The sequence below is a fragment of the Butyrivibrio sp. NATIVEDY162 genome (assembly GCF_045999815.1).
Lineage (GTDB): Bacteria > Bacillota > Clostridia > Lachnospirales > Lachnospiraceae > Butyrivibrio.
Window position 1 is genome coordinate 1,538,232 of record NZ_CP172573.1, and the last position, 21,781, is coordinate 1,560,012.

General features: G+C 42.5%; 22 protein-coding genes. 1 reads left to right on the forward strand and 21 read right to left on the reverse strand.

Annotated features, from left to right (window positions below):
- Positions 1-10 precede the first annotated feature (10 nt).
- The 21 genes from ACHCNF_RS06325 to ACHCNF_RS06425 all read right to left on the reverse strand — a co-directional run bounded on the left by ACHCNF_RS06325 (position 11) and on the right by ACHCNF_RS06425 (position 21,036).
- The gene (locus ACHCNF_RS06325; RefSeq protein WP_408071934.1) at positions 11-1,303 is read right to left on the reverse strand and encodes a metal-dependent hydrolase family protein; all 1,293 of its coding nucleotides are present in this window, start codon (positions 1,301-1,303) and stop codon (positions 11-13) included.
- An 812-nt stretch (positions 1,304-2,115) separates the two neighbouring features.
- Positions 2,116-2,262, reverse strand: a complete 147-nt coding sequence (locus ACHCNF_RS06330; protein ID WP_408071935.1) for a hypothetical protein — start codon at positions 2,260-2,262, stop codon at positions 2,116-2,118.
- A gap of 66 nt (positions 2,263-2,328) precedes the next feature.
- Complete coding sequence (locus ACHCNF_RS06335; RefSeq protein ID WP_408071936.1) at positions 2,329-3,081, reverse strand: amino acid ABC transporter ATP-binding protein; 753 nt, start codon at positions 3,079-3,081, stop codon at positions 2,329-2,331.
- A gap of 110 nt (positions 3,082-3,191) precedes the next feature.
- Positions 3,192-3,902 carry an amino acid ABC transporter permease gene (locus ACHCNF_RS06340; RefSeq protein WP_408071937.1) on the reverse strand — a complete coding sequence of 237 codons (711 nt, stop codon included), beginning with the start codon at positions 3,900-3,902 and terminating at the stop codon, positions 3,192-3,194.
- A gap of 187 nt (positions 3,903-4,089) precedes the next feature.
- The gene (locus ACHCNF_RS06345) at positions 4,090-4,800 is read right to left on the reverse strand and encodes an amino acid ABC transporter permease (protein ID WP_408071938.1); all 711 of its coding nucleotides are present in this window, start codon (positions 4,798-4,800) and stop codon (positions 4,090-4,092) included.
- Between the two features lie 5 nt (positions 4,801-4,805).
- The gene (locus tag ACHCNF_RS06350) at positions 4,806-5,726 is read right to left on the reverse strand and encodes a transporter substrate-binding domain-containing protein (RefSeq protein WP_408071939.1); all 921 of its coding nucleotides are present in this window, start codon (positions 5,724-5,726) and stop codon (positions 4,806-4,808) included.
- 177 nt (positions 5,727-5,903) lie between these two features.
- Positions 5,904-6,092 carry a hypothetical protein gene (locus ACHCNF_RS06355; RefSeq protein ID WP_408071940.1) on the reverse strand — a complete coding sequence of 63 codons (189 nt, stop codon included), beginning with the start codon at positions 6,090-6,092 and terminating at the stop codon, positions 5,904-5,906.
- Positions 6,093-6,702: 610 nt separating this feature from the next.
- Positions 6,703-6,855 (reverse strand): hypothetical protein, encoded by a 153-nt coding sequence (locus ACHCNF_RS06360; RefSeq protein WP_408071941.1) that lies wholly within the window; start codon positions 6,853-6,855, stop codon positions 6,703-6,705.
- 345 nt (positions 6,856-7,200) lie between these two features.
- On the reverse strand, positions 7,201-8,472 hold the full coding sequence (locus tag ACHCNF_RS06365) for a nitrogenase component 1 (RefSeq protein ID WP_408071942.1): 1,272 nt from the start codon (positions 8,470-8,472) through the stop codon (positions 7,201-7,203).
- Between the two features lie 154 nt (positions 8,473-8,626).
- Positions 8,627-10,075: a nitrogenase component 1 gene (locus ACHCNF_RS06370; protein WP_408071943.1), complete on the reverse strand. Its 1,449-nt coding sequence runs from the start codon at positions 10,073-10,075 to the stop codon at positions 8,627-8,629.
- A gap of 215 nt (positions 10,076-10,290) precedes the next feature.
- Complete coding sequence (gene cysK, locus ACHCNF_RS06375) at positions 10,291-11,226, reverse strand: cysteine synthase A (RefSeq protein WP_408071944.1); 936 nt, start codon at positions 11,224-11,226, stop codon at positions 10,291-10,293.
- 149 nt (positions 11,227-11,375) lie between these two features.
- On the reverse strand, positions 11,376-11,924 hold the full coding sequence (locus ACHCNF_RS06380) for a NifB/NifX family molybdenum-iron cluster-binding protein (RefSeq protein ID WP_408071945.1): 549 nt from the start codon (positions 11,922-11,924) through the stop codon (positions 11,376-11,378).
- 258 nt (positions 11,925-12,182) lie between these two features.
- The gene (locus tag ACHCNF_RS06385; protein ID WP_408071946.1) at positions 12,183-13,481 is read right to left on the reverse strand and encodes a nitrogenase component 1; all 1,299 of its coding nucleotides are present in this window, start codon (positions 13,479-13,481) and stop codon (positions 12,183-12,185) included.
- A gap of 17 nt (positions 13,482-13,498) precedes the next feature.
- The gene (locus tag ACHCNF_RS06390; RefSeq protein ID WP_408071947.1) at positions 13,499-14,968 is read right to left on the reverse strand and encodes a nitrogenase component 1; all 1,470 of its coding nucleotides are present in this window, start codon (positions 14,966-14,968) and stop codon (positions 13,499-13,501) included.
- 39 nt (positions 14,969-15,007) lie between these two features.
- Positions 15,008-15,997, reverse strand: coding sequence for a PLP-dependent cysteine synthase family protein (locus tag ACHCNF_RS06395; RefSeq protein ID WP_408071948.1), 990 nt, complete (start codon positions 15,995-15,997; stop codon positions 15,008-15,010).
- A gap of 84 nt (positions 15,998-16,081) precedes the next feature.
- Entirely contained in the window at positions 16,082-16,930 is an 849-nt protein-coding gene (gene nifH, locus ACHCNF_RS06400) for a nitrogenase iron protein (protein ID WP_408071949.1), read from the reverse strand.
- A 117-nt stretch (positions 16,931-17,047) separates the two neighbouring features.
- On the reverse strand, positions 17,048-18,238 hold the full coding sequence (locus ACHCNF_RS06405; protein ID WP_408071950.1) for a trans-sulfuration enzyme family protein: 1,191 nt from the start codon (positions 18,236-18,238) through the stop codon (positions 17,048-17,050).
- Between the two features lie 72 nt (positions 18,239-18,310).
- Entirely contained in the window at positions 18,311-19,519 is a 1,209-nt protein-coding gene (locus ACHCNF_RS06410) for a MalY/PatB family protein (protein ID WP_408071951.1), read from the reverse strand.
- Between the two features lie 50 nt (positions 19,520-19,569).
- Positions 19,570-19,941: a NifB/NifX family molybdenum-iron cluster-binding protein gene (locus ACHCNF_RS06415; RefSeq protein WP_408071952.1), complete on the reverse strand. Its 372-nt coding sequence runs from the start codon at positions 19,939-19,941 to the stop codon at positions 19,570-19,572.
- Positions 19,942-19,980: 39 nt separating this feature from the next.
- Positions 19,981-20,853 (reverse strand): radical SAM protein, encoded by an 873-nt coding sequence (locus ACHCNF_RS06420; RefSeq protein ID WP_408071953.1) that lies wholly within the window; start codon positions 20,851-20,853, stop codon positions 19,981-19,983.
- A gap of 36 nt (positions 20,854-20,889) precedes the next feature.
- Positions 20,890-21,036, reverse strand: coding sequence for a DUF2292 domain-containing protein (locus ACHCNF_RS06425; RefSeq protein ID WP_408071954.1), 147 nt, complete (start codon positions 21,034-21,036; stop codon positions 20,890-20,892).
- A gap of 316 nt (positions 21,037-21,352) precedes the next feature.
- Here ACHCNF_RS06425 and ACHCNF_RS06430 point away from each other — a divergent pair, with 316 nt between their 5' ends.
- Complete coding sequence (locus tag ACHCNF_RS06430) at positions 21,353-21,748, forward strand: RrF2 family transcriptional regulator (RefSeq protein ID WP_408071955.1); 396 nt, start codon at positions 21,353-21,355, stop codon at positions 21,746-21,748.
- Positions 21,749-21,781: the final 33 nt, after the last annotated feature.

Here is a 21,781-nt window from a genome sequence, read left to right on the forward strand (position 1 = left end):
TTTTCTCCTCTCATAATGTATTTTTGTATATAACTCCACCCTTTGCTATCAGACGGATGTTATTCTTATCCGTTAATATCTCCACATCCTCTACTGGATTGCCATCTACAAGTAATATGTCAGCAAATGAGCCTTTCTCCAGTACCCCGATTTTTCCCTCAGGATAAGGATTCTGATAGGTTGTAAGTTTTATGAGCTCATTTATATTGCCTGTAGCTGCTCTTAATGTTTTCCAGTTTCCAAATCTTTCTTTGAAAATTCTAAAATCATCCAGCTCAGTTTTCTCAACTCTCACAGGATCTCCGAAGGAATCAGTACCAAACAAAATCGGAATATTGTATTTGTTTATAGCCTCCGTTGCCTCATGTTCATGGCTCTTTACAAGCTGTCCCTTAGCTCTTGCCCTATTGAAATCTCTAAGCTGCTCTTTAGTAAATCCACTTACATCAGGCTCTTGGAAATCTCTGCTAAACTGTGGCCCCGGCATCACCCATGCTCCTGAATCAGCTACTATTTTGCCTGTTTCATCATCCATCATATTTGTATGCTCCAGACTCTTCACGCCTGCCTTTACTGCCCTTTGAATAGATGCAGGTGTATAGAGATGAGCCATTACATATGTTCCATAATCTGAAGCAGCATCTACGGCAGCCTTCATTTCTTCAAATGTGAACTGAACTGTCTGAATCGGATCATACTGAGATGAGCATCCACCGCCAGCCATAATTTTAATCTGAGAAGCTCCCAAAAACATCATCTCTCTGACAGCCCTTAGCACCTCAGGAACTCCATCTGCTATTATGCTTTGCTGGTCGTTAAGCCAGGCTGATGTGTACTGCCCCGTTCCTAATCTCTGCTCAGCTCTGCTCTTTCTCATATCTCCATGGCCGCTTGTCTGTGAAATATAGGCATTAGATGGGAATATTCTTGGTCCGTCCAGAAAACCATTATCTATATTTTTCTTAAGTCCATATACGATACCGCCTGCATCTCTGACAGTTGTAAAACCTCTAAGCAATGTATCTCGTGCAACTCTTACAGATCTGACTGCCATCTCATCAATTCTTGGATGCCCTTCTCCTCCAACTATATTGTGCGATAAATGCACATGTGCATCAGTTAGTCCCGGTATTGCAACTTTACCTTTGCCATCGATCACTTCGACAAATTTTTCTTCTGATACCTCACCATTTACAATTTCTTTAACCAGATCATCTTCTATAACAATCGAGGCGTCATAATTTATTTGCTCTCTTCTGCCATCAAACACATTGACATTTTTAATGAGTTTTAAATCCCCCACAGCTTTTCCTCCATCTTCTTTTTATAGGCTCTGCCCAAACAAAAAGGAGGTTAATAGTTTGCCCAATGTTAGCAAACTCTTAACCTCCAGTTGTCCGGTCAGTCGTGCACGATATTTATTTTGACCATACGATACTATTGTTTTTTATATTGTACAATTATCTAATGATTATCCCTTGCTATAAGTTTTTATTATATGATGGCAGTGTAGTGACATATCCTGCCATTTTGGTTATAAGGTTCCTCATGTGGTGGATCACTTATGACTCTTTTGACGGCAAAATCCCGGAACTTTTTCCGTATTGCAGTCAAGAAGTCATCCACTTTTCAGAAATCTTATAAAATGGATGCCCAATTCTCGATATTGAGAACATATTTTAAAAATAACATTCATCCACTTTTCTTATAATCTGCAAACTGGATGAACATTTTTTTCTGCATACCATTACTATCTGAGATTTTTAAGATAATAATTCATCCAAAATCAAGAACTTTAGAGATATAGATGAACAGCAAACGTAATATCGTTAAAAAAGCCAGTTTTATTCATCCAAAACGAAGTTTTCATGAAAAAAGGACTAACATACCATTCCTAAGCATCCTAAAAGGCGTGGCATGATTAGTCCTATTTTACCAGTGTGCTGTCTTGCTCATCTTTAGCCAAATTACGAAATATACGGTTTTATATGCAAGGAAGAAAATCGCAGGTGATGCGGTAGCATCATCAAGATTTTCATACGACGCAGATAAAATCATATACAAGCAATTTGGTTAATTATGAGTGAGACAACACACAAGCCTTGATCAAACAGACTACCGCTGAAAAAGAATCACCATGTATACTGATCTGCTGAAAAAAGAATCACCAAGCATACCGATCTGCTGAAAAAAATCACCAAGCATACCAATCTGCTGAAAAGAATCACCAAGCATACCGATCTGCTGAAAAAGAATCACCAAGCATACCGATCTGCTGAAAAAAATCACCAAGTATACCGATCTACCCAAAATCAGGTAATCTTCAGCTTAAATCACATAAGCATCCTGCGGTATGATCCTTGACAGGAATTGCCTCGTGCGCTCTTCCTTGGGCTTGTAGAATATCTCACTTGGTTTGCCCTCTTCTACAACCACTCCTCCATCCATGAAGATGACGCGGTCAGCAACATCCTCAGCAAAGGACATCTCATGTGTCACAACCACCATGGTGATTCCCATTTTCGCAACCTTTTTAATAACCTCAAGGGTTTCACCCACAAGTTCAGGATCAAGCGCGGATGTGGGCTCATCGAACAAGATCACGTCAGGCTTAAGAGCCACCGCTCTTGCGATTCCCACTCTTTGCTGCTGTCCGCCTGATAGCTGTGCAGGATAAAAGTCCTGCTTATCGGACAGTCCTACCCAGCTAAGGGTATCCTCTGCAATCTTCCTGGCTTCAGCCTTGCTCTTTTTCTGAACCTGCACAAGACCCTCCATAACATTCTGAAGCGCAGTCATATGAGCAAATAGCCCATAGTTCTGAAAAACAAATGCCGAATGTCTTCTCACATAGAGAATGTCCTTCTTCTTTACATGCTTAAGGTCAAGTATCTTATCTCCAAAAATCAGCTTTCCTTCATCAGCACGTTCAAGGAAATTTATGCAGCGCAAAAATGTTGTTTTTCCTGAGCCGGAGGGCCCCAGAATAACCACAACCTCACCGTCATTAACTTTTACGGAAACATCCTTAAGGACTTCCTGCTTTCCAAAAGTCTTTTTTACACCTTTAAGTTCAATCACGTCTTTCTCCTCTATAATCCCCGGTAAACTGATACATTGCCCATTCATTTTGTTCATGGGCTGTATTCAGTTCTCTACGCACCGTTGGTATAAGCGCATATCTTCAGGGTTTATGCCGCCAATCTCTTTAAGTATTTGCCTGATCTGTTTTCAGCAAAATGCGCCAGGACTTCTATTGTTATTCCAATGATCCAGTAAACAATGGCAGCTGCTACATAAGATTCCAGATAGCTGTAATATAAAAGGCTTGGAAGCAGCGCACCTGTCATTATTTCTGTTACGGATATCGCACTTACCAGGTTAGAAGCCTTTAACAGGCCTATCAGGGTATTCTGCATACCGGGTAACAGAATCGGAACCATCTGAGGAAAAATAATTCTAAAAAGTGTCTTTTTCCTGCTAAAGCCAATGCTGTAGCCTGCTTCATACTGTATCTTGTCGATTCCCCTAAAGGCACCTCTCACACTTTCACTGACAGAACAGCTTGTCCCCATAATAAGTGCAAAGAATCCGATAAATATGGGGTTTATGTCACTTATAGGTGTCGCTATATGAAAAGCCCCGGCAAAATCATTGTAAAAAGTCATAAACAGAAGGTTATACAAAACAAGCGCCACCATCATGGGAAGTCCCATATAAACTGTTACAAAAATGCCGAGAATCTGAGATATAACAGGTACCCTGTAATGCCTGATAGTAGCTATCACTGTCCCGATAACAAGGCTTATCACAAAGGTAACCGCCGTAAGCTCAAGCGTTACCGGTGCGTATTTAAATGCTGATATCAAGGCTTCATAGAAGCTGTTAGTATTAAATGTCATGTATTTCCCATACCTCTTTTTATCAGATAGCCACAGGGCTACCGTTAATTTTATCTTCTGTATCACTTTTCATCCGGTCATACAGCCACCGGGCTACCGTTAATTTTATCTTCTGTATCACTTTTCATCCGATCATACAGCCACCGGGCTACCGTTAATTTTATCTTCTGTATCACTTTTCATCCGGTCATACAGCCACCGGGCTACCATTTTTCATTCTTCTTTCGATCAAAAGGAACGCGCCTTTCAAAAGCAGGCTAAAGCTAATGTAGATTATTGTTGCCGCTATGTATCCCTCCAGAGTATGCCCTGTAGCTGCTCCAAGCGTTTTCGCTTTTCCAAGAACATCCACAACGCCAAGGGTAAATACCAGCGATGTATTCTGGAACACACCCACAAAGTCAACACCATAATGTGGCAGCGCTATCTTAAATGCCTGCGGCAATATTATTCTGAAAAATGTCTGCGCACCGGATAGTCCTATAGAATATCCCGCTTCTGCCTGCAATGATGGCACCGCAGTTATCGCACCTCTGAAAATCTCCCCCAGAAAAGCTCCTTCATTTAATACGATAGCTATCTCCACAAATAGTGTCGGTTCTATCCTGTTTAAGTTGATTCCGAAGATATTTTGAAAAATACCGCCGAGTACTAACGGAATCCCATAAAAAGATATCATCATCTGGACAAGAAGCGGCGTTCCACGCATAAAGGATATGTAAACTCCAAGAATCTGCTGAACCACCGGAATTCCCTTAAGCCTTAGAATTGCAACAAATATCGCCAATATTGTTCCAAGAAGCATCGACCAGAACACAATGTGGAAATTCACTGTTAGACAGGTAAATATCTTTGGAAAAACATTTAGAAATCTTTCTGCGCTAAAATAACTACCCATGAAAATTATTCCTCTTCAGTTACGTCATATCCAACCCATTTGATTGCAAGCTCTGACAATTTGCCGTTTTCCTTAAGAGTCTTTAAAGCACCGTCTATTGCCTCTGCAAGCTCTGTCTCATCCTTGCGATACAGATAGTAGGTCTTTGAGTTGTTGATAGGTTCGCCTACTGACTTAAGCCAGTCTTTTCCGTCATCAGAGAAGTTCTTGTTCATCTTTGTAACATCGCTCTTTTTAAGAACCGAAGCTGCTGCCGCACCTGACTTAAGAGCAGCTGCTGCCTCTTCATCGGAGCTTGACTCAGAAGTTACAAGCTCAACCTCTTTCCCCGGATGCTCCTCATTATATTTTGTAAGGATCTGAGTTGTTGCACTTGTAGCACCACCGGTCCTGATTTTCTGTCCTGCAAGGTCTTCAAGTGAAGTTACATCTGAATCTGCAAGCACTGCAAGATAAGTGATATATGAAGTGTAGGACTCACCTGCAAAAAGGTACTTCTCCTCACGCTCAGGTGTGTACTCATACTGGTGAGCCGCCACATCGATTTTTCCTGACTCCAATGAGAGAACCAGCTGATCAAAAGCCATTGACTGATACTCAAATTCGTATTGAGGCAAAAGTTCATCTATCTCAGCCAGAACATCATACTCATAACCTACAGCATCGCCGTTCTCATCAAGATAGCAGTAAGGATTGTAGTTGATACCGGAACCAATAACTACCTTGGTTACTTCCTGATTGTTATCAGAGGCTGCATCCTTACCTGATCCTGCTGCTGATGCACTGCCGCATCCCAGCAGGGACATTCCCATAACAGCTGCCATAGTTCCGGCAACCAGGGTTTTTCTTACCACTCCACTTTTAGCATAGTTTTTGCTAAAACCATTTACTCTTACTTCGTTTTCATTGACATCATTTCTTCTCATAATCTTTTCTCCTCCTGTTAATGAATGCTGACAAGCTGTATATGACAGCCTTTTTTCGAAACAATCTTTTCGGGTACGGCGATTGATGACAACGCAGCAGAAGGCAATTTAGTCAAGTAATAAAGTCGAGCTATTTCGTGACAGTAACACCCGTCATGTGATCTGTTCTGACAAACTTCAACAAACTCGTAGAACCTTGTCAAATGCTCTGCTCTTGCATACTCCACTAAACTCGCAGAACCTTGCCAAATGCTCTGCTCTTGCATACTCCACTAAACTCAACAGAACCTCGTCAAATGCTCTGCTCTTGCATACTCCACTAAACTCGCAGAACCTTGTCAAATGCTTTGCTCTTACATACTCCACTAACCCCAGCAGAACCTCGTCAAATGCTCTGCTCTTGCATACTCCACTAAACTCGCAAGGGCCTCGCTAAATGGATTTGCATGGCTCGCACCAGACTCGGCAGTGCCTCGTCAAGTGCTCTGCGCAAAAAACCGGAAGCCATAATCCACCTGGTGTTAGTAGACTAGAGCTTCCGGTTGTCCGGTCAGCAAATATTTATCTGTTGGAAATAATATACACAAGCTGAAGATTACGCACAATTAAGGGTTTTCTATCTGTGGCTATAACATTAGATTATGGTAATTATATGGCTTCTTAAGTGAGCATTCAGAAAAATCGCTTTCCCGAATCTTTGATTGCAGGATGCCTTTTTTCTCCTTTTTTACGAAAAATGGACAAGCATAAACGGCCTTGTTCATCCACATTCTTTCAAATACTGATTTAGGATGACTAAAATCCTGACTCATTCAATTTTTTCCCGAAAAAATTCATCCTATTTTGAGATTTTCACAAGGAAGGATGAACAGCATACGTAATATCGTTAATTTTTCATAGTTTTATTCATACTAAATAGCAATTCTTACTTTTTGGGATGAATAAAGCTTTTCGCCGAGAGTTGTAAATCTGAACCTTAAACTGAAAGACGTGAGTTGTGAGCCACAAGCCACAAGCCATAAGCCACAAACCATAAGCCACAAACCATAAGCCACAAACCATAAGCCACAAACCATAAGCCACGAGCCATAAGCCACAAGCCATGAGCCGAAAGCAAGCTCCGGGCCATACAAGCATACCTGTCTGATTCGTGCGCTAGCGGTATTGCAAAGCAATTTCCTCGCATGAGAACAAAGAGTCGCTCGCGACTCTTTGCGCGCTGGTGCGCGCAAGCTTTAGCTTGCAAAATTCATCTGCGCACCAGTCGCATCCACAGCGGAGCGTTTTTATAATATAGGAATTTCAAAGAAATTTCCTATATTATAAAAAGACTAACTGTCCAATCCGCAAAGGATTGCAACAATTAGTCCTGATAACTACAAATTTCTAAACAAATTCTCATCCAGACAAGACACTAGTCCAATCAATCATAAATTGACAAACTGCTCTAATTCGCCACCGTTAATCCCAACAATCACAAATTACTAAACAGATCCTCTATAAGTGACAATGCTCCCCTATAGCCTGCAACTGTCTTGTTAAAAATAAATCTACTTGTAATAGGGAACGTTACTTCATAAAACATTGTGTCAAGATACGAAGCAGCCTCTCTGTCATTGGAGCTTCCAAGGAACAAAGTAACATCATCATATTTTCCGCTTCTGATAACCCCATCAATATCAAACTGATCAGGCAGAAAATGAATATCCGGTGCATCACAGTATGTCAGCGTCGAGAGTCTGTTTGTGATTCTCTCTTTATCCGCATCTCTGAAAAGTGGTTCAGTAACAATAGCCAGCTTTGGTATCAGACTGTAATCATTTGACAGATATCTTGTCATTCCGATAACAGAATTGGAATCACCAACTACGGCAAGTCTCTTCCATCCAAGAATTCCTGTACCGTGCTCCAGATATCTGTAGAGATAATCCTGTTCGTCTGCGATCACTTCGTCAACCAGCTTTTTATCGAGCTTTAAAGCCTCAGCTACCTGTCTGACAAAAGCGGTAGTATCAGTATCTCCTATGGGAAGTCCTGCTATTCTTAAATAGGGGACGCCAAACTTTTCCTCATACTTTTTGGCAGGTCCCTCGAACAGCCATGGATGAACAATAATATTAAGAGCAGCCCCTGAACTTGAAAGCACATTTTCTACTCCCTGACCGTCTACAAAAAAGTTATTAACTTCAAGGCCAAGTCTTCTGAGTATTCTGGATAGTTCCTCAAGATTCCCTCTATAAAACTTATCAAGTCCCGGAATCAGTCCAAAGAGATTAACCAGCTTGTCATTCTTCTCTCTTTTCTCAATAACCTGATCCACCAGATTATTCCACACTACCTCATATCCGAGTTCAGTGTTCCCCTGGAATCCCGGCGTTTCTATTGCATATACCTTCTCTCCCTTTTCACGAAACTCATTAGCAACACTCTCGACATCATCACCGATGACACCTGAAGTGCATCCGTTCAGTATTACGAAAATGTCCGCATCCATTACTTCCAGAGCACCTGCAACTGTGCTTCTGAGCTTTTCTATTCCTCCAAATACAACTTCTTTTTCCAGCATGTTTGAACAGGGAACAAGAACTCCCCCAAGCTCATTTGCAGCTGTAGTTGCCGCTGAAGTCTGCATTGTGCACCCGGGTCCTGCGTGGAACACCGGGCAAAAGCCTTTAATAGCACCAAGAGTAGCACTGATCCCCGACAGCACACATCCCCCTCTTGGATTCTGTACTATTGATGACATATATAATCATTCCTCCCATACCGTTTCAAGTGATGCAGCATTTCAAATTAACCTAAAGTACGACTTCTTGTGGACAAAAAGTGGAAAATATCCACAAGAATCCGGTACGTTTTCTGTTCTTCTTGTGAAAAGCCAAAACCTGATATGCTGCGTGTCATACATTGGCAGTGATAAATTTAAATGCATCCTGCTCATACCAGCTGTCCTTGTAGGGAAGCTTTGTATGCGCTGCAAGATTTCTGTTAAATCCCGGGTTTGACAGCTGATCTATCATCTTGTTTCCAAGATAGATCAGTCCATCATAACCAAGTGTAGGACGTTTTCCATCAAGGACATGGGTTGTAGGAATCCCAAGTTTATGTGCACTGGTGGGCACTCCCAGGAAGCAATCCGGCTTAAGCTTGCGCAGCAGATTTGCCTGTTCGAAGGGTTCCATGTTCGCAATATCCACTACGTAATCCTTTTGTCTTTCATTGAGGTACTCTATATCTATCTGGGCATCAGCATCATAGGTTGGTGTCTGCAGGCCCACCAGTTCCATACCAAAATCACTCACAAGCGCAGCTGCAGCAAAAGACCGTCCGGTCCCTCCGCAGATGAAAATTCTCTTTCCTTCCAGCTTGCTCCTTATCTCATCAACAAGGGGTTCTATTCTCTTATGCTCTGCATCAATGATTTTCTGTGCTTCTTCTTCCTTACCCACAAGCTTTGCAATTCCCATGAACCACTTATCTGTATTTCTCAGGCCTATGGGCATTACTGTATGTGAAAACGGAATTCCGTAATCCTGCTCAAGCTCCAGCATGAATTCATCTGCAAAAACTTTACATATCGCTGTTGAGGCTGCGGCTGCCGGAATTCTCTTGATCTTTTCATAGTTGGAATAAAAAGGTACATAATTGACCTCAAGTCCAAGAAGTCCCAACATACGTTCCATTTCCAACTGATCACGATAACTTATGGTCGTCGGTGCAAAAAGGTTGACAAGATTATTCTGCTTGTCAGCCTTCTCGCCCTTTAAAATGTACTTGTTGATAGCCTGAAAAGTCGCGTCGAAACCTGAAGCACATACTTTTGACTTAAAGCCTTCGCAGTGGATAGGCACAATTACCTGATCAGGATATTCAGACCTTAAGCTCTCGGATATCGCATCAATATCATCACCGATAATACCGGAAGCACATGATGTGAATATAAAAACAAGTTTAGGATTATATCTCTCAACAGCCTTTTTTACTGTATCTCTAAGCCTTTGCTCTCCGCCAAAGACTACGCTCTTCTGATCCAGATTGGTGACGAAAATTCTGGGATTTTTTACATGCTCAACGTGCCTGTGAATCTGTCCGACTTTATATCCGTCAGCCATCATTGAAACACACCCCGTGCAGCCCTGCGGCGCATGCGCTATGAGCACTGAATCCTCAATAGAAACCACGGCCTGCATTCCATTGATCTCCTGGCACTGGAGTCCCTGTGAAAAACTCCTGTCTGCTCTCTTGAGGCAACCGCCTTTAAATTTTTCTGCCAGTTCTTTACCGCTTCCAAAGCCGTCATTAAAACGATTAGGTCTCGATTCCCTGACACCGTTGTACTTTACTGCCATCTGTCAAAATCTCCTATGTAATAAAAACGAGGCTCACTGATCATACTTTGCTCTTAAATATCTCCTATCTTAATGATAAATAGATAATATTTATTGTCCAAAGTATTGTACACGTCTAATGATTACGTGTTATCAGTAAGCCTCCGGTCATCCGGTCGGATAATTGTAAAAAAGTAGTAATTTGCCGAGTACTGTTATTTAGTATTATTTAGATATTAGTTAGCAAAAAGAGGTGTTGAAAGGTATCTGTCACCTGAATCAGGAAGAAGAACCACGATGTTCTTGCCCTTATACTCTTCTCTCTCTGCGATTATTGTTGCTGCCTTAAGTGCAGCGCCTGATGATATTCCAACAAGTATGCCTTCAGACAGAGCAAACTTTCTGCCCTCTGCAAATGCATCCTCATTCTCAATAGCAATAACTTCATCAAATACCTTTGTATCAAGAACTTCAGGCACAAAACCTGCGCCGATACCTTGAATCTTGTGAGCACCTGCTGTTCCCTTTGACAGAATAGGGCTGGTTGCAGGCTCTACTGCGATTACTTTTACATCAGGATTCTTTTCCTTAAGGTACTCTCCCACACCTGTGATGGTTCCGCCTGTACCTACACCTGCGATGAATACATCAACTTTTCCATCTGTCTGCTCCCAGATCTCAGGACCTGTTGTTGCCTTGTGTGCAGCAGGGTTTGCAGGATTCACAAACTGACCAAGAATGATTGATCCCTCGATTTCCTTCTCAAGTTCCTCAGCCTTTGCAATAGCTCCCTTCATTCCTTTAGCTCCCTCAGTGAGTACCAGCTCTGCGCCGTAAGCTTTAAGGAGGTTTCTTCTCTCAACACTCATAGTATCAGGAAGGGTAAGAATGGCCTTGTACCCCTTTGCTGCGGCTACAGCTGCAAGACCGATTCCTGTGTTGCCTGATGTAGGCTCGATAATTGTTGCTCCCGGCTTAAGCTTTCCACTCTTCTCTGCCTCCTCGATCATTGCAAGGGCGATTCTGTCCTTTACCGATCCGGCAGGATTTAAGTATTCGAGCTTTGCAAGAATTGTTGCGTTTGTTACTCCTGCTTTCTTGCTGTATCCATTAAGTTTAAGAATAGGTGTCTTTCCAATAAGTTCAAGTGCGCTTTCTTTTATCTGTGCCATGTTAAGTATCTCCCTTCGAATTTGTTATATGGATAATAACATGATAAAACAAATTGTAAAAATAAGTAATTCTAATTGCCAGATATAAGAGTTACTTTTCAGTTTCTCTTTGGTTACTGTCCACTAATATAGCTATGCTCTCTTTTCAATCATGCACGCCTGAATGGCTTGTGATTATCCAGCTTGTCAAAATACGAAGAAATCTTTGTAAGTGCCTCATCCACACTGCATGCCACATCGAAACTTGCAATCTGTTTTTTCTCTAGCTGCTTTTGGGCCTGGAATCCGATTTTCCTGCAGACAAGACTTCTGCAATCGCTTATGAGCTCCACTTTTGGAAGAGCACCGCCATGACCGCAGCCGCCTCCTGTGCCGCATCCATTCCCTGATCCGCAAGCATTTCCTTCACCTGTGCCATTTCCTGATCCGCAAGCATTTCCTACGCCTAAACCATTCCCTGCTCCGCAAGCATCATTTGCACTACAGCCACCAGCTGCATCGCCATAAGCTTCGGCGCTTATTGATTCAGACTCTTCCTTATTGGCAGCTTCGTCCTGAGTTTCCTCGGCCACCTTCCTGTATTCTATTTTTCTATAACTTGTTCCATCTACTTCATAAATTGAGAATCCTTCTGCAGCACCAAATGTTAGATCCACATTTATATCATCCGTCGATGCAACCGCAATAAAATATGACATAATTATAATTTCCTCTATCTCTCCGATTTTTTACTTAACAGGCTGTGATTTTTATGTATTACATTTTTCGCAGCCGGATAGAATATTTAATGAACTTACAGGCTTATAATACAATTCATGACTTCTTGAACTCAAAGCTGAAAAAGCGTTCAAGAATCCTGCCTTCGACACAGATACCGCAATCATCTTGCATGATGATTGCGGTATTATTCGGCTTTGTCATATACGCTTTACTCATAAATCTGATATTGCTATAAATCAGTTAAATCTCTGGACCGCCACTGTGTAGATATCCTCAATAAGCCTGATTCCTCCTGTGTAGCCCACGATGAAATCATCGAATACGACCTTGTCATTTACAGGCCATGAAATGTTTAGGAAGTTTCCGCTCAGCTTCTCTGTCACTTCTTTGTCGTAGTAGCCTCCGAGGACAAGCGGATATCCATGGTAGTCATGTTCCTTTATGGCCTCATGGATTTTATATCCGTCGGTCTCGAACACAGCCTCTGCCTGGAGCCCGTAGTTCAGGTTCTTGAATTCTTCAGCTATAGACTCCCTGAATTCCTTGGGAGTATCGTCTGTGATGAACTGCTTTGCAGGGATAAGCCCCAGGTCATTTGTGAGGAATTTCGTAATTCCAAGAGCGTAGTGCGCATCTGCAACAACAGAGAACTGCTTGTTGATAACTCTGTTTTCAAGGAAAAGGTCAGCATATCGCTCAATGAGATAATAATAATATTTCTCATGTTCAGTAATTACTTCCTCAACCTTGCTCTCATCAAGATTTGCATACTTGCCGACTTCTCTTAGGAACTTACTTGTCTCAAACGCTCCGACAGGAAGTGTCTTATAATGCAGGTAAGGAATACCGAGCTTTTTCTCCATCTTCTTAGCATTCTTAAGTGAAACCCATGGAGAGATCACAAGGTTAAACTCCGCATAAGGAATCTTGTTTATATTATCCAGTCCTCTGTTATATCCGAAAATTGTGTTAGGAGTTAAACCGATTTCCTTTAACAATTTTTCAAGCTCACGAAGATTTCCCAGCCAGTACAGATCCTGATAAGGGACGTCAGCCCAGATATTCACGAGACCTTTTTGCCTCGCCTCAGCTTTTTCAAGGTACTGATCGATGATGGCATCAATAACCTGCTCGTGCCCCTTATAGTTGTTCCCCTTAAAACCAGCGGTAGGTGCATAAATAACGGGCTTGTCTGAATCAGCAAACTCTGATACAACTTCGCCTGTATCATCGCCCACGATCTCAGGAATGCAGCCGGTCAGAACCACATACATATCTGCATCGATAACCTTTAACGCGTTGTCGATAGTAGAATGAAGCTTTTTTACGCCGCCGAATACTACATCCTTTTCATTAATACTTGTGCAGGGAAAAATGTTTGGCGAAAAATATCCGCTGCTGCCAGTTCCATCCGATAACTTCTGAGCACATCCTGGCCCTGAGTGAAGCACGGGAATCGCCCTGTCAATTGCCTGAACTGTCTGCATTGCTGCAAGTGCACATTTATATCTTTGTTTATCCAATAATTTTGCCATTGTGACTACGCCTCCTCTTATGCCTTATCCTGAACCATAAACTCACCAACATTCTGTTTGTACCACCAGTCGGTGTAGGGAAGCTTTGATCTCTTGGCAAGATTTTTCTCAAAACTTCTGTTGTTAATGCTATCCAAAATAGAATATGCAAAATCCAAAGTGTGCTTATATCCGAAGATCATGTACTCATCAGCAACGTAAACCGCAGGTGTTCCGTTCTTTATCGCCCATACAGTTGAACCCGGATGTCTGGACAAGTAAAGATCAGGCTGATATTTGTGAAGCACGTTCATAACCTCATAATTCTGCTGGTCTGATACGCTGGCCTCGAAATCTATGTTGTTATCAAGAAGATATTTCATGGACGGAGGTACATCGCCATTTTCATATTTCTTGTCATAGTGCCAGGCAAGAGCCCATACAACCTCGATGCCAAGCTCATTAAGCACGCGGGATACTTCGAAAGTATATCCGGGGCCCATACCCAGAACAGCTCTAAGGCCCTTAAGCTGCTTCTTTACTTCCTCAATCCTGGGCATGTAAATAGCTCTCTGCTCCTCAATATATTTCTCAATTTTCTCACTTCTGCCCGTAACCTTGCCTATCTCTCTTAGCCATGTCTCAAAGCCTGTAATGCCGCACTGGTTAATGGATCTGACGTAAGGAACACCATACTTTTCTTCAAGAGCATTGCCTATATAGTTACCAAGTGTTCCGCAGATGCAGGTTGTAGCAACCGCCTCTGAAAGGTGCGATAATTCCTCAACTGTGGAGTTACAATATAAAAACTGCGGCTCAAGGTCGAAGTTTTTGAACATCTCGATGATCTCAGGTCTCGCACTCTCGAAGAAATTCTTAAAGTTAATCTTGTTGGATTTAACTCCCTCTCTCGGAGGCTGTACGATTGACTGGAGAACCGCATGGTCCGCTATATCAAAACCGGTTGCCCAGATTCTTGACTTAAAGCCTTCGCAGTGAACAGCAACTACGGGAACGTCTATCTCTTCCTTTACTTCATCAACGATGCTGTCGATGTCCTCGCCGATAATTCCTGTTGCGCATGAGCTTGATACGAAAATTGCCTTTGGACTGTAACGCTTATTCACCTCAAGAATTATCTGTCTAAGCTTTTCCGTTGAACCGAAAATAGTATCATTTTCATTCATATCGGTTCCAACATAGACTGTGTCGTTAGTTACGCCGCGCTTTTTTGCCATAACCTTATCCATATAGTAGGCGTTTGCAGCTGCAACTGAGCAGCCTGCAGGCCCGTGGTGAATTACGGCAACGTCTCTTATTACGCTCAGCTGGCCAAGTGCGCAGCTTGATAAGCATGAGCTTGACTGTGAAAAGCATCTGGAGCACCCCTTGAGAGTTCCGCACTCACTCTGAGTTGCCAGATCTTTTAATGAACCGATGTAGCCGGTTATTGATCCGATACGGTTTTCTCTGGTAGCCACATTGGAATTACTCAAATTTATAGCCATTTTTTATCTCCTATCAAAACTTACTGTCCATAATATAGGTCAGTCATTAAATAAATTAGTTGAAAGATATCTAAGTCCTGTGTCAGGGAAAATTACAACGATTTTCTTTCCCTTATTCTCAGGTCTCTTAGCTATCTGAGTTGCTGCAAAAAGTGCTGCCCCGGAGGATTCTCCGATAAGAACTCCATCTCTTAGCGCAACCTCTCTTGCTGCCCTGTAAGCGTCAAGCGCCTCAACAGCAAGCCACTCGTCATATATCTTTCTATCTAAAGTTGAAGGAATGAGATTTTCCGGAACCCCTTCAAACGGATGCACGCCCGTTATCTCATTATCCGGGGTCGGTTTTTCATCACTTGGAAGTGAATTGGGACCGGGCTGAACAGCAACCACCTTCACATTAGGATTTTTGGATTTTAGATATGCGCCTGTTCCGGAGATAGTACCGCCTGTTCCTACGCAAGCTACCAGAATATCAACCTCTCCGTCAGTATCCTCCCATATCTCCGGTCCTGTAGTTCTCTTATGGATATCAGGGTTTGCCGGATTTGAGCACTGATCAACGAAGCACACATGCTCTTCTTTTGACAGCACATCCTCTTTAAGAGCCTGTATAGCTGCGATAAAGTCTCCCTTTGTTTCTGCCAGTGTCTTTGCAATAACAGGTTCTTCGGTAAGCTTTATTGTCTTTCCCCCAAAAGCATGTATTACCTGGAACCTCTCCTTACTTACCTGATCCTGCACATATACTCTGAAGGGATATCCCTTGGATGCTGCTATAGCCGCAAGCCCAATTCCCGTGTTTCCGCTTGTCGTCTCAACAACTGTATCTCCTTCCTTGAGTTTGCCGCTCTTTTCAGCATCCTCAATCATTGCGAGCGCTATGCGGTCCTTGACACTCTGATTGGGATTAAAATACTCGAGCTTTCCGATTACTGTTGCCTCCAGACCGTTTGCCTTCTCATATCCTGACAATTCCAAAAGAGGTGTTCTTCCCACAAGTTCAGTAATCGATTTGTGTATATTTGCCATTTTTCATACCTCCTGCCTTATGGCCTAAGGGTGCTGTGGATCCTTAGGTCAGTTCAATGTTTTTGAATCCCGAAAAACCAAAAATCAGATCTTGTAATCGTCTGAAAGCTCCATCATGCCATACTCAAGAAGGATCTCCTCAAGTCTCTCCTGTGTCATGGGAGTAGGAATTACGAAGTCAGTATTTTCAATAACTGCCTGCGCCAGGTTCCTGTACTCCTGTGCCTGATTTGAATCGGGCTTGTACTCGATAACCGTCTTCTTGTTGATTTCTGCATGCTGAACCACATTGTCGCGGGGAACGAAGTAGAGAAGCTTTGTTCCCAGTTCCTTTGAAAAAGCTCTGAGAAGATCAAGCTCTCTGTCTACATTTCTGGAGTTGCAGATAATTCCACCAAGTCTCACGCCGCCTGTTCTGGCATATCTCTGAATACCTTTGGAGATGTTGTTGGCAGCATAGAGAGCCATCATCTCACCTGAAGCTACGATATAGATTTCCTTTGCCTTACCCTCTCTTATGGGCATTGCAAAACCTCCGCACACAACGTCGCCAAGTACGTCATAGAAAACATAATCAAGATCATCTGTGTAAGCGCCAAGGTTCTCAAGCATGTTTATAGAAGTGATGATTCCTCGTCCTGCGCAGCCTACACCGGGCTCAGGTCCGCCTGACTCAACGCACTTTGTACCGCCAAAGCCTTCCTTCATAATTCTGTCAAGTTCGATGTCCTCACCCTCTTCTCTTATGGTGTCGAGAACCGTCTTCTGAGCAAGTCCTCCCAGAAGAAGTCTGGTTGAATCAGCCTTAGGATCGCATCCAACTACCATTACCTTTTTTCCATGCTCAACCAGTCCTGCTGTCAGGTTCTGTGTTGTTGTGGACTTGCCGATTCCACCCTTACCATAGATTGCAATCTGTCTTAATTCTGCCATTTTTCCATCTCCTCATTTCTATTTTTTTCTATATTTATCAACACCTGCTTGGCTCGTTTAATAGTAATTGCAAAGCTCTCTGCAAAATTTAAAAACTCGCCAGCTATGTGAAAATACTTACTCATCCTTTTTTTCTGCAATTGCAAACACTCTGTTAAACTCACAGATAAGATCCGTAATTCCTTCTATTCCCACAGATAATCTGAGGACTCTGTCATTTATACCGTTTTTTTCAAGCACATCCTTTGGAACGTCCGCGTGGGTCTGAGTCACCGGATATGTTATCAGTGTCTCCGTTCCGCCAAGGCTCTCTGCGAAGTATATGAGCTGAACATTATTTAAAATCGCATGGGCAAACTCAACTGAGTCCACCTCAAAAGTAACCATGGCTCCAAAACCTCTTGCCTGTTTTTTCATGATTTCATATCCCGGATGTTCCTTAAGTCCCGGGTAGATCACCTTGGTCACGTGCTCATTTGTCTGCAGATATTTTGCAAGAGCAAGCGCATTTTGCTGCGCTCTCTCAAGCCTCACCGCCAGCGTCCTTATGCCTCTTAGAATGAGCCAGGAATCAAAGGGACTAAGCCCTGCTCCCGTTGTCTTGTAGATAAATCTCAGCTTTTCATCAAGCTCCTCATCCTTTACAACAAGGAATCCTCCTATGGTATCGTGATGTCCGCCAAGGAATTTTGTCCCCGAATGAACAACTATATCTGCGCCAAAATCCAGCGGATTTTGAAAATACGGCGACAGGAATGTGTTATCTACAATCAGCAGAAGATTGTGCTCTTTTGCTATCTTTGATACCTTCTCAAGATCCGTCACGTTCATCATCGGATTGGTGGGCGTCTCAAGATATATCGCCTTTGTTTTTTCATTTATTAAAGGTGTGAAATCGTCACTGCTTAAGTTCGCCGCAGAATAGGTGAGACCGTTTTTGATACTTATCTCATTAAAAAGTCTGATGCTGCCACCGTATAGATCCGAGTCTATGATGAAATGATCCCCCGGTTTAAAAAGCTCCATCACAGCAGCTATCGCCGCCATGCCGCTTGCAAATGCCATGGCATCTTTGCCGTTTTCCAGATATGCAACAATCGACTCAAGCTGTTTTCTTGTGGGATTCTGCATTCTCGTGTAGTCATATCCGGTGCTCTCCCCCAGCCCCGGATGTGCAAAGGTAGCCGTCTGATAAATCGGAAAACTGATGGCTCCCCACTGATCCATAAGGCTTCTGTCCAGCTGCTGACACTTCGTATCTATGCTGCAATTTACTTCTGTACATTTATTACAACCGCTGCAATCCATAATCTGCTCCTCGTTCCTAGCGCCCGACTGCGCTTTATTTTCGATTCTTGTGGGCAATTTACGCTTATGCGTTCAAGAATCCTGCGTCCCGCAGGACAATGATCTTCTGCCGCTTATAGCTCTTTCTAAGCTCTCCATTGCCGTTTTTATCACTACTCTCGAAGCCGCGATGTTTATTCTTTCAAATAAAGCAGTCTCCCTTCCGAAGATTATGCCGGCATCGAGCCAGAGCTTTGCTTCTTCCACGATCAGATGCTTTAGATCATGATAGTCACCTGTCACTTCTGAAAAATCCAGCCATATAAGATATGTCCCTTCAGGTTCTATGAGCTTAACCTCCGGAATGTTTTCCTTTAGATAATCTCTTATGTAATCAAGATTTCCCTTTAAATATTCCTTAAGCTCATCCACCCATTTTCTTCCTTTGTTAAAACAGGAAATTGTGGCTGTAAGTCCCAACACATTTGGCTGGCTGTAGCCTGCTGCCTCATTTTCTCTTCTGAATTCATCCCTTAGTGTCTTATGAGGAATCAGAATATTTGCTACCTGAAGACCTGCGATATTGAAGGTTTTACTTGGTGATGTCCCGACCATAAGGCTCTTTAAATACTTTTCACCAAGACTCAGGAATGATATGTGTTTATATCCCGGGTAGATAAAGTCACTGTGGATCTCGTCTGCAAAGATCGTCACATTATGCTTAAGGCATATATCTCCAAGCCTTGTCAGTTCTTCTCTCGTCCACACCCTGCCTACAGGATTGTGAGGGCTGCATAACAGAAACAGCTTTACGTTGTGCTCTTTTATCTTCTTTTCAAAATCATCAAAATCGATCTCATAATGTCCGTTTTTGTAAACAAGCTGATTATTTATGCACTTCCTCTTATTTAAGAGAATCGTCTCCTTAAACGGATAGTAGACGGGTTCCTGTATGATTACGCTGTCGCCCTCGTAGGTAACAGCCCTTATTGCCATTGCTATTGAATAAACAACTCCCGGAACAACCGTATTCCACTCATCTTTTATATCCAGATTGTGTCTGTCCTTAAACCATCTTTTGACAGCTTCGTTATATTCTTCATCAGGATCTGTATATCCGAAAATTCCATGATCAACGCGGTTCTTTATATCACCTATGATTTCATCAGGAAGTGCAAAATCCATATCTGCTACCCAGAGTGGAAGAAGGTCTGTCCTTCCCATTCTCTGCATTCCGAAGTCGTACTTTAGACTGCTTGTTCCTCTTCTCTCTATAACTCTGTCAAAATCATACTTTCCCATACAGCCAACCTCTTTTTCCCGGTACAGTAATTCATCACTAAGCCTTTTGTTTATGCCAATGCTCCGCCCATCTCTTCCAGCAGCTTTATATAGCCATCAAGTCTGAAAACAGAATCCCCAACTTCACCCGGCATCTCGAAGGATACTATTCCATGTTCTTTTAATTCATAGGAAGCACCCTGGCCGATCTTGGCAGCCAGAACGAAATTGCAGTCAAGCAGTGCTTCCACTCCCCTCTTTAATTTCTCGCTGTCGTGGCTTCCACCGTTGCAGACAGGATTTACAAACCTCTGCTCGATTTCTTCATAGTCACCGTTCTCGTCAACATCAACAATGAGAAAGCTCTCTGCTCTTCCAAAATGCTGGTCAACATATCTGTTGTCAGTAGATGCCAGAGCCACTCTGTATACCGCATTTTTCATATCTATGGGCTCCCTTTTTTCACTTTATTTTTTGTATAATCATCCATGTGAAAAAGTACTTCTTACATTAAGTCTGTTCTGATATACCAGCCTGCTGTACTCGGATATTCCAGGAACTCCGACCGCATCTGCTCGGCAGTGTGCGCAATGTCTGAATACCTTTATATACTTTTCAGCATCCTCTCTTGCCTTCTCAAGAAGCTCACAGGTAGGTCTTTCAATAGATTTAAGTTTGTGCTGTGGAATAAGCGGGATAATGTTGTAGATGATCGCACCGGCTTCCTTCACGGTTCTTGCTATCTCACTTATATGATGATCATTTATTCCGGGAACGAGCACGGTGTTTATCTTTATGGTAACTCCTGCTGCAGCTACCTTTTTAATTCCCTCAATCTGATTTCTGATAAGAATCTTAGCTGCTTCTACTCCCTCAATCTTTTCACCATGGTAGATAATGTAATCGTTGAGCTGTGCCTCAATTTCAGGATCTACGGCATTTACTGTAACTGTCAGCGTATCAACTCCCGCATCTATAACCTCCTGTGCTCTCTCATTTAGGAGAAGTCCGTTTGTGCTCATGCACTTTAGAAGTTCAGGATGTGACTCACCAATTTTCTCAAAGGTCTGCAGTGCATAATCAGTTGCCAGTGTGTCTCCCGGTCCTGCTATTCCCGCAACCTTTATTGAAGGTACAAGCTCTATGGCTCTTCCTATGAATGTATTGGCTTCATCCGGAGTGATTACCTTGGAAGTAACTCCGGGTCTTTGCTCCACATCATTTATGCTTCTGTCACAGAATCTGCATGCTATGTTGCATCCGGGGCTTACGGGAAGATGAATTCTTCCTGCGTTAAATTTGCATCCCCCAAAGCAGGGGTGATTTTTCTCAAGTTCTTCAATTGATCTAGCCATATGAATATCTCCTTACTTTATGCCTTAAACCAGCCACTAATGTTTCGTACTAAATCTGATTTTCCTGCTCGTATCGAGCTGCACGATCTTGCCATCATGCACCGTAATCATGACCGTTCCGTATTTTAACTGTGAAACCTGCTTTTTTATTTCTTCCCAAACCTTTTCATCATCCTTTTCCACGCTGCTTCCTCCTATAGTCTGCCGAAAAACTGCCTCAAAGCTTTTGAATCAGTTCTGAATTTTATACAGATTATGCTTTAGAAAGCCATCTCAGTAAAGCATACTTATCTTATAGGCAAATATAAGTTTTTGTTTTACCTCAGCCAGGCACAATTGTTTAAAAAAGCTTATATCCATACGCCTATCGCGTCAATGGGTATATATAACCACTTTTATGGAGCGATTTTAACATTCACAATATCTCAAAATTTGACATTCTCTCATTTTTCATTTACCCTATAGTGCAGTAGGTAATAAAGAAATACGGAGGTAACCTATGTTTTCAACAAAAGGAAGATATGCTCTCAGAATCATGATTGACCTTGCGGAGCAAAATCAGGAAGAGCTTGTTCCATTAAAAGATACTGCCGACAGAATCGGTGTTTCAAAAAAATATCTGGAAATAATTGCCAAGGAACTGGTTAAGGCAAAACTCATCATTGCTTCAAGTGGAAAGCACGGCGGCTACAGACTTACAAGGTCTCCTGAAGAATACTCTGTCGGTGAGATAATTGAGCTTTTGGAAGGTCCTATCGTTCCGATAGCCTGCCTTCTCCCGGATTCAGATGAGTGTCCCAGAGAAAAGTCCTGTCCTACTCTTCCCATGTGGAAGGAATTTGCTCAGCTGGAACACGACTTCTTCTTTGGTAAAAAGCTCAGCGATCTGATTTGATTTAATCTGATCTAAACAGACTATAAAAAGGAC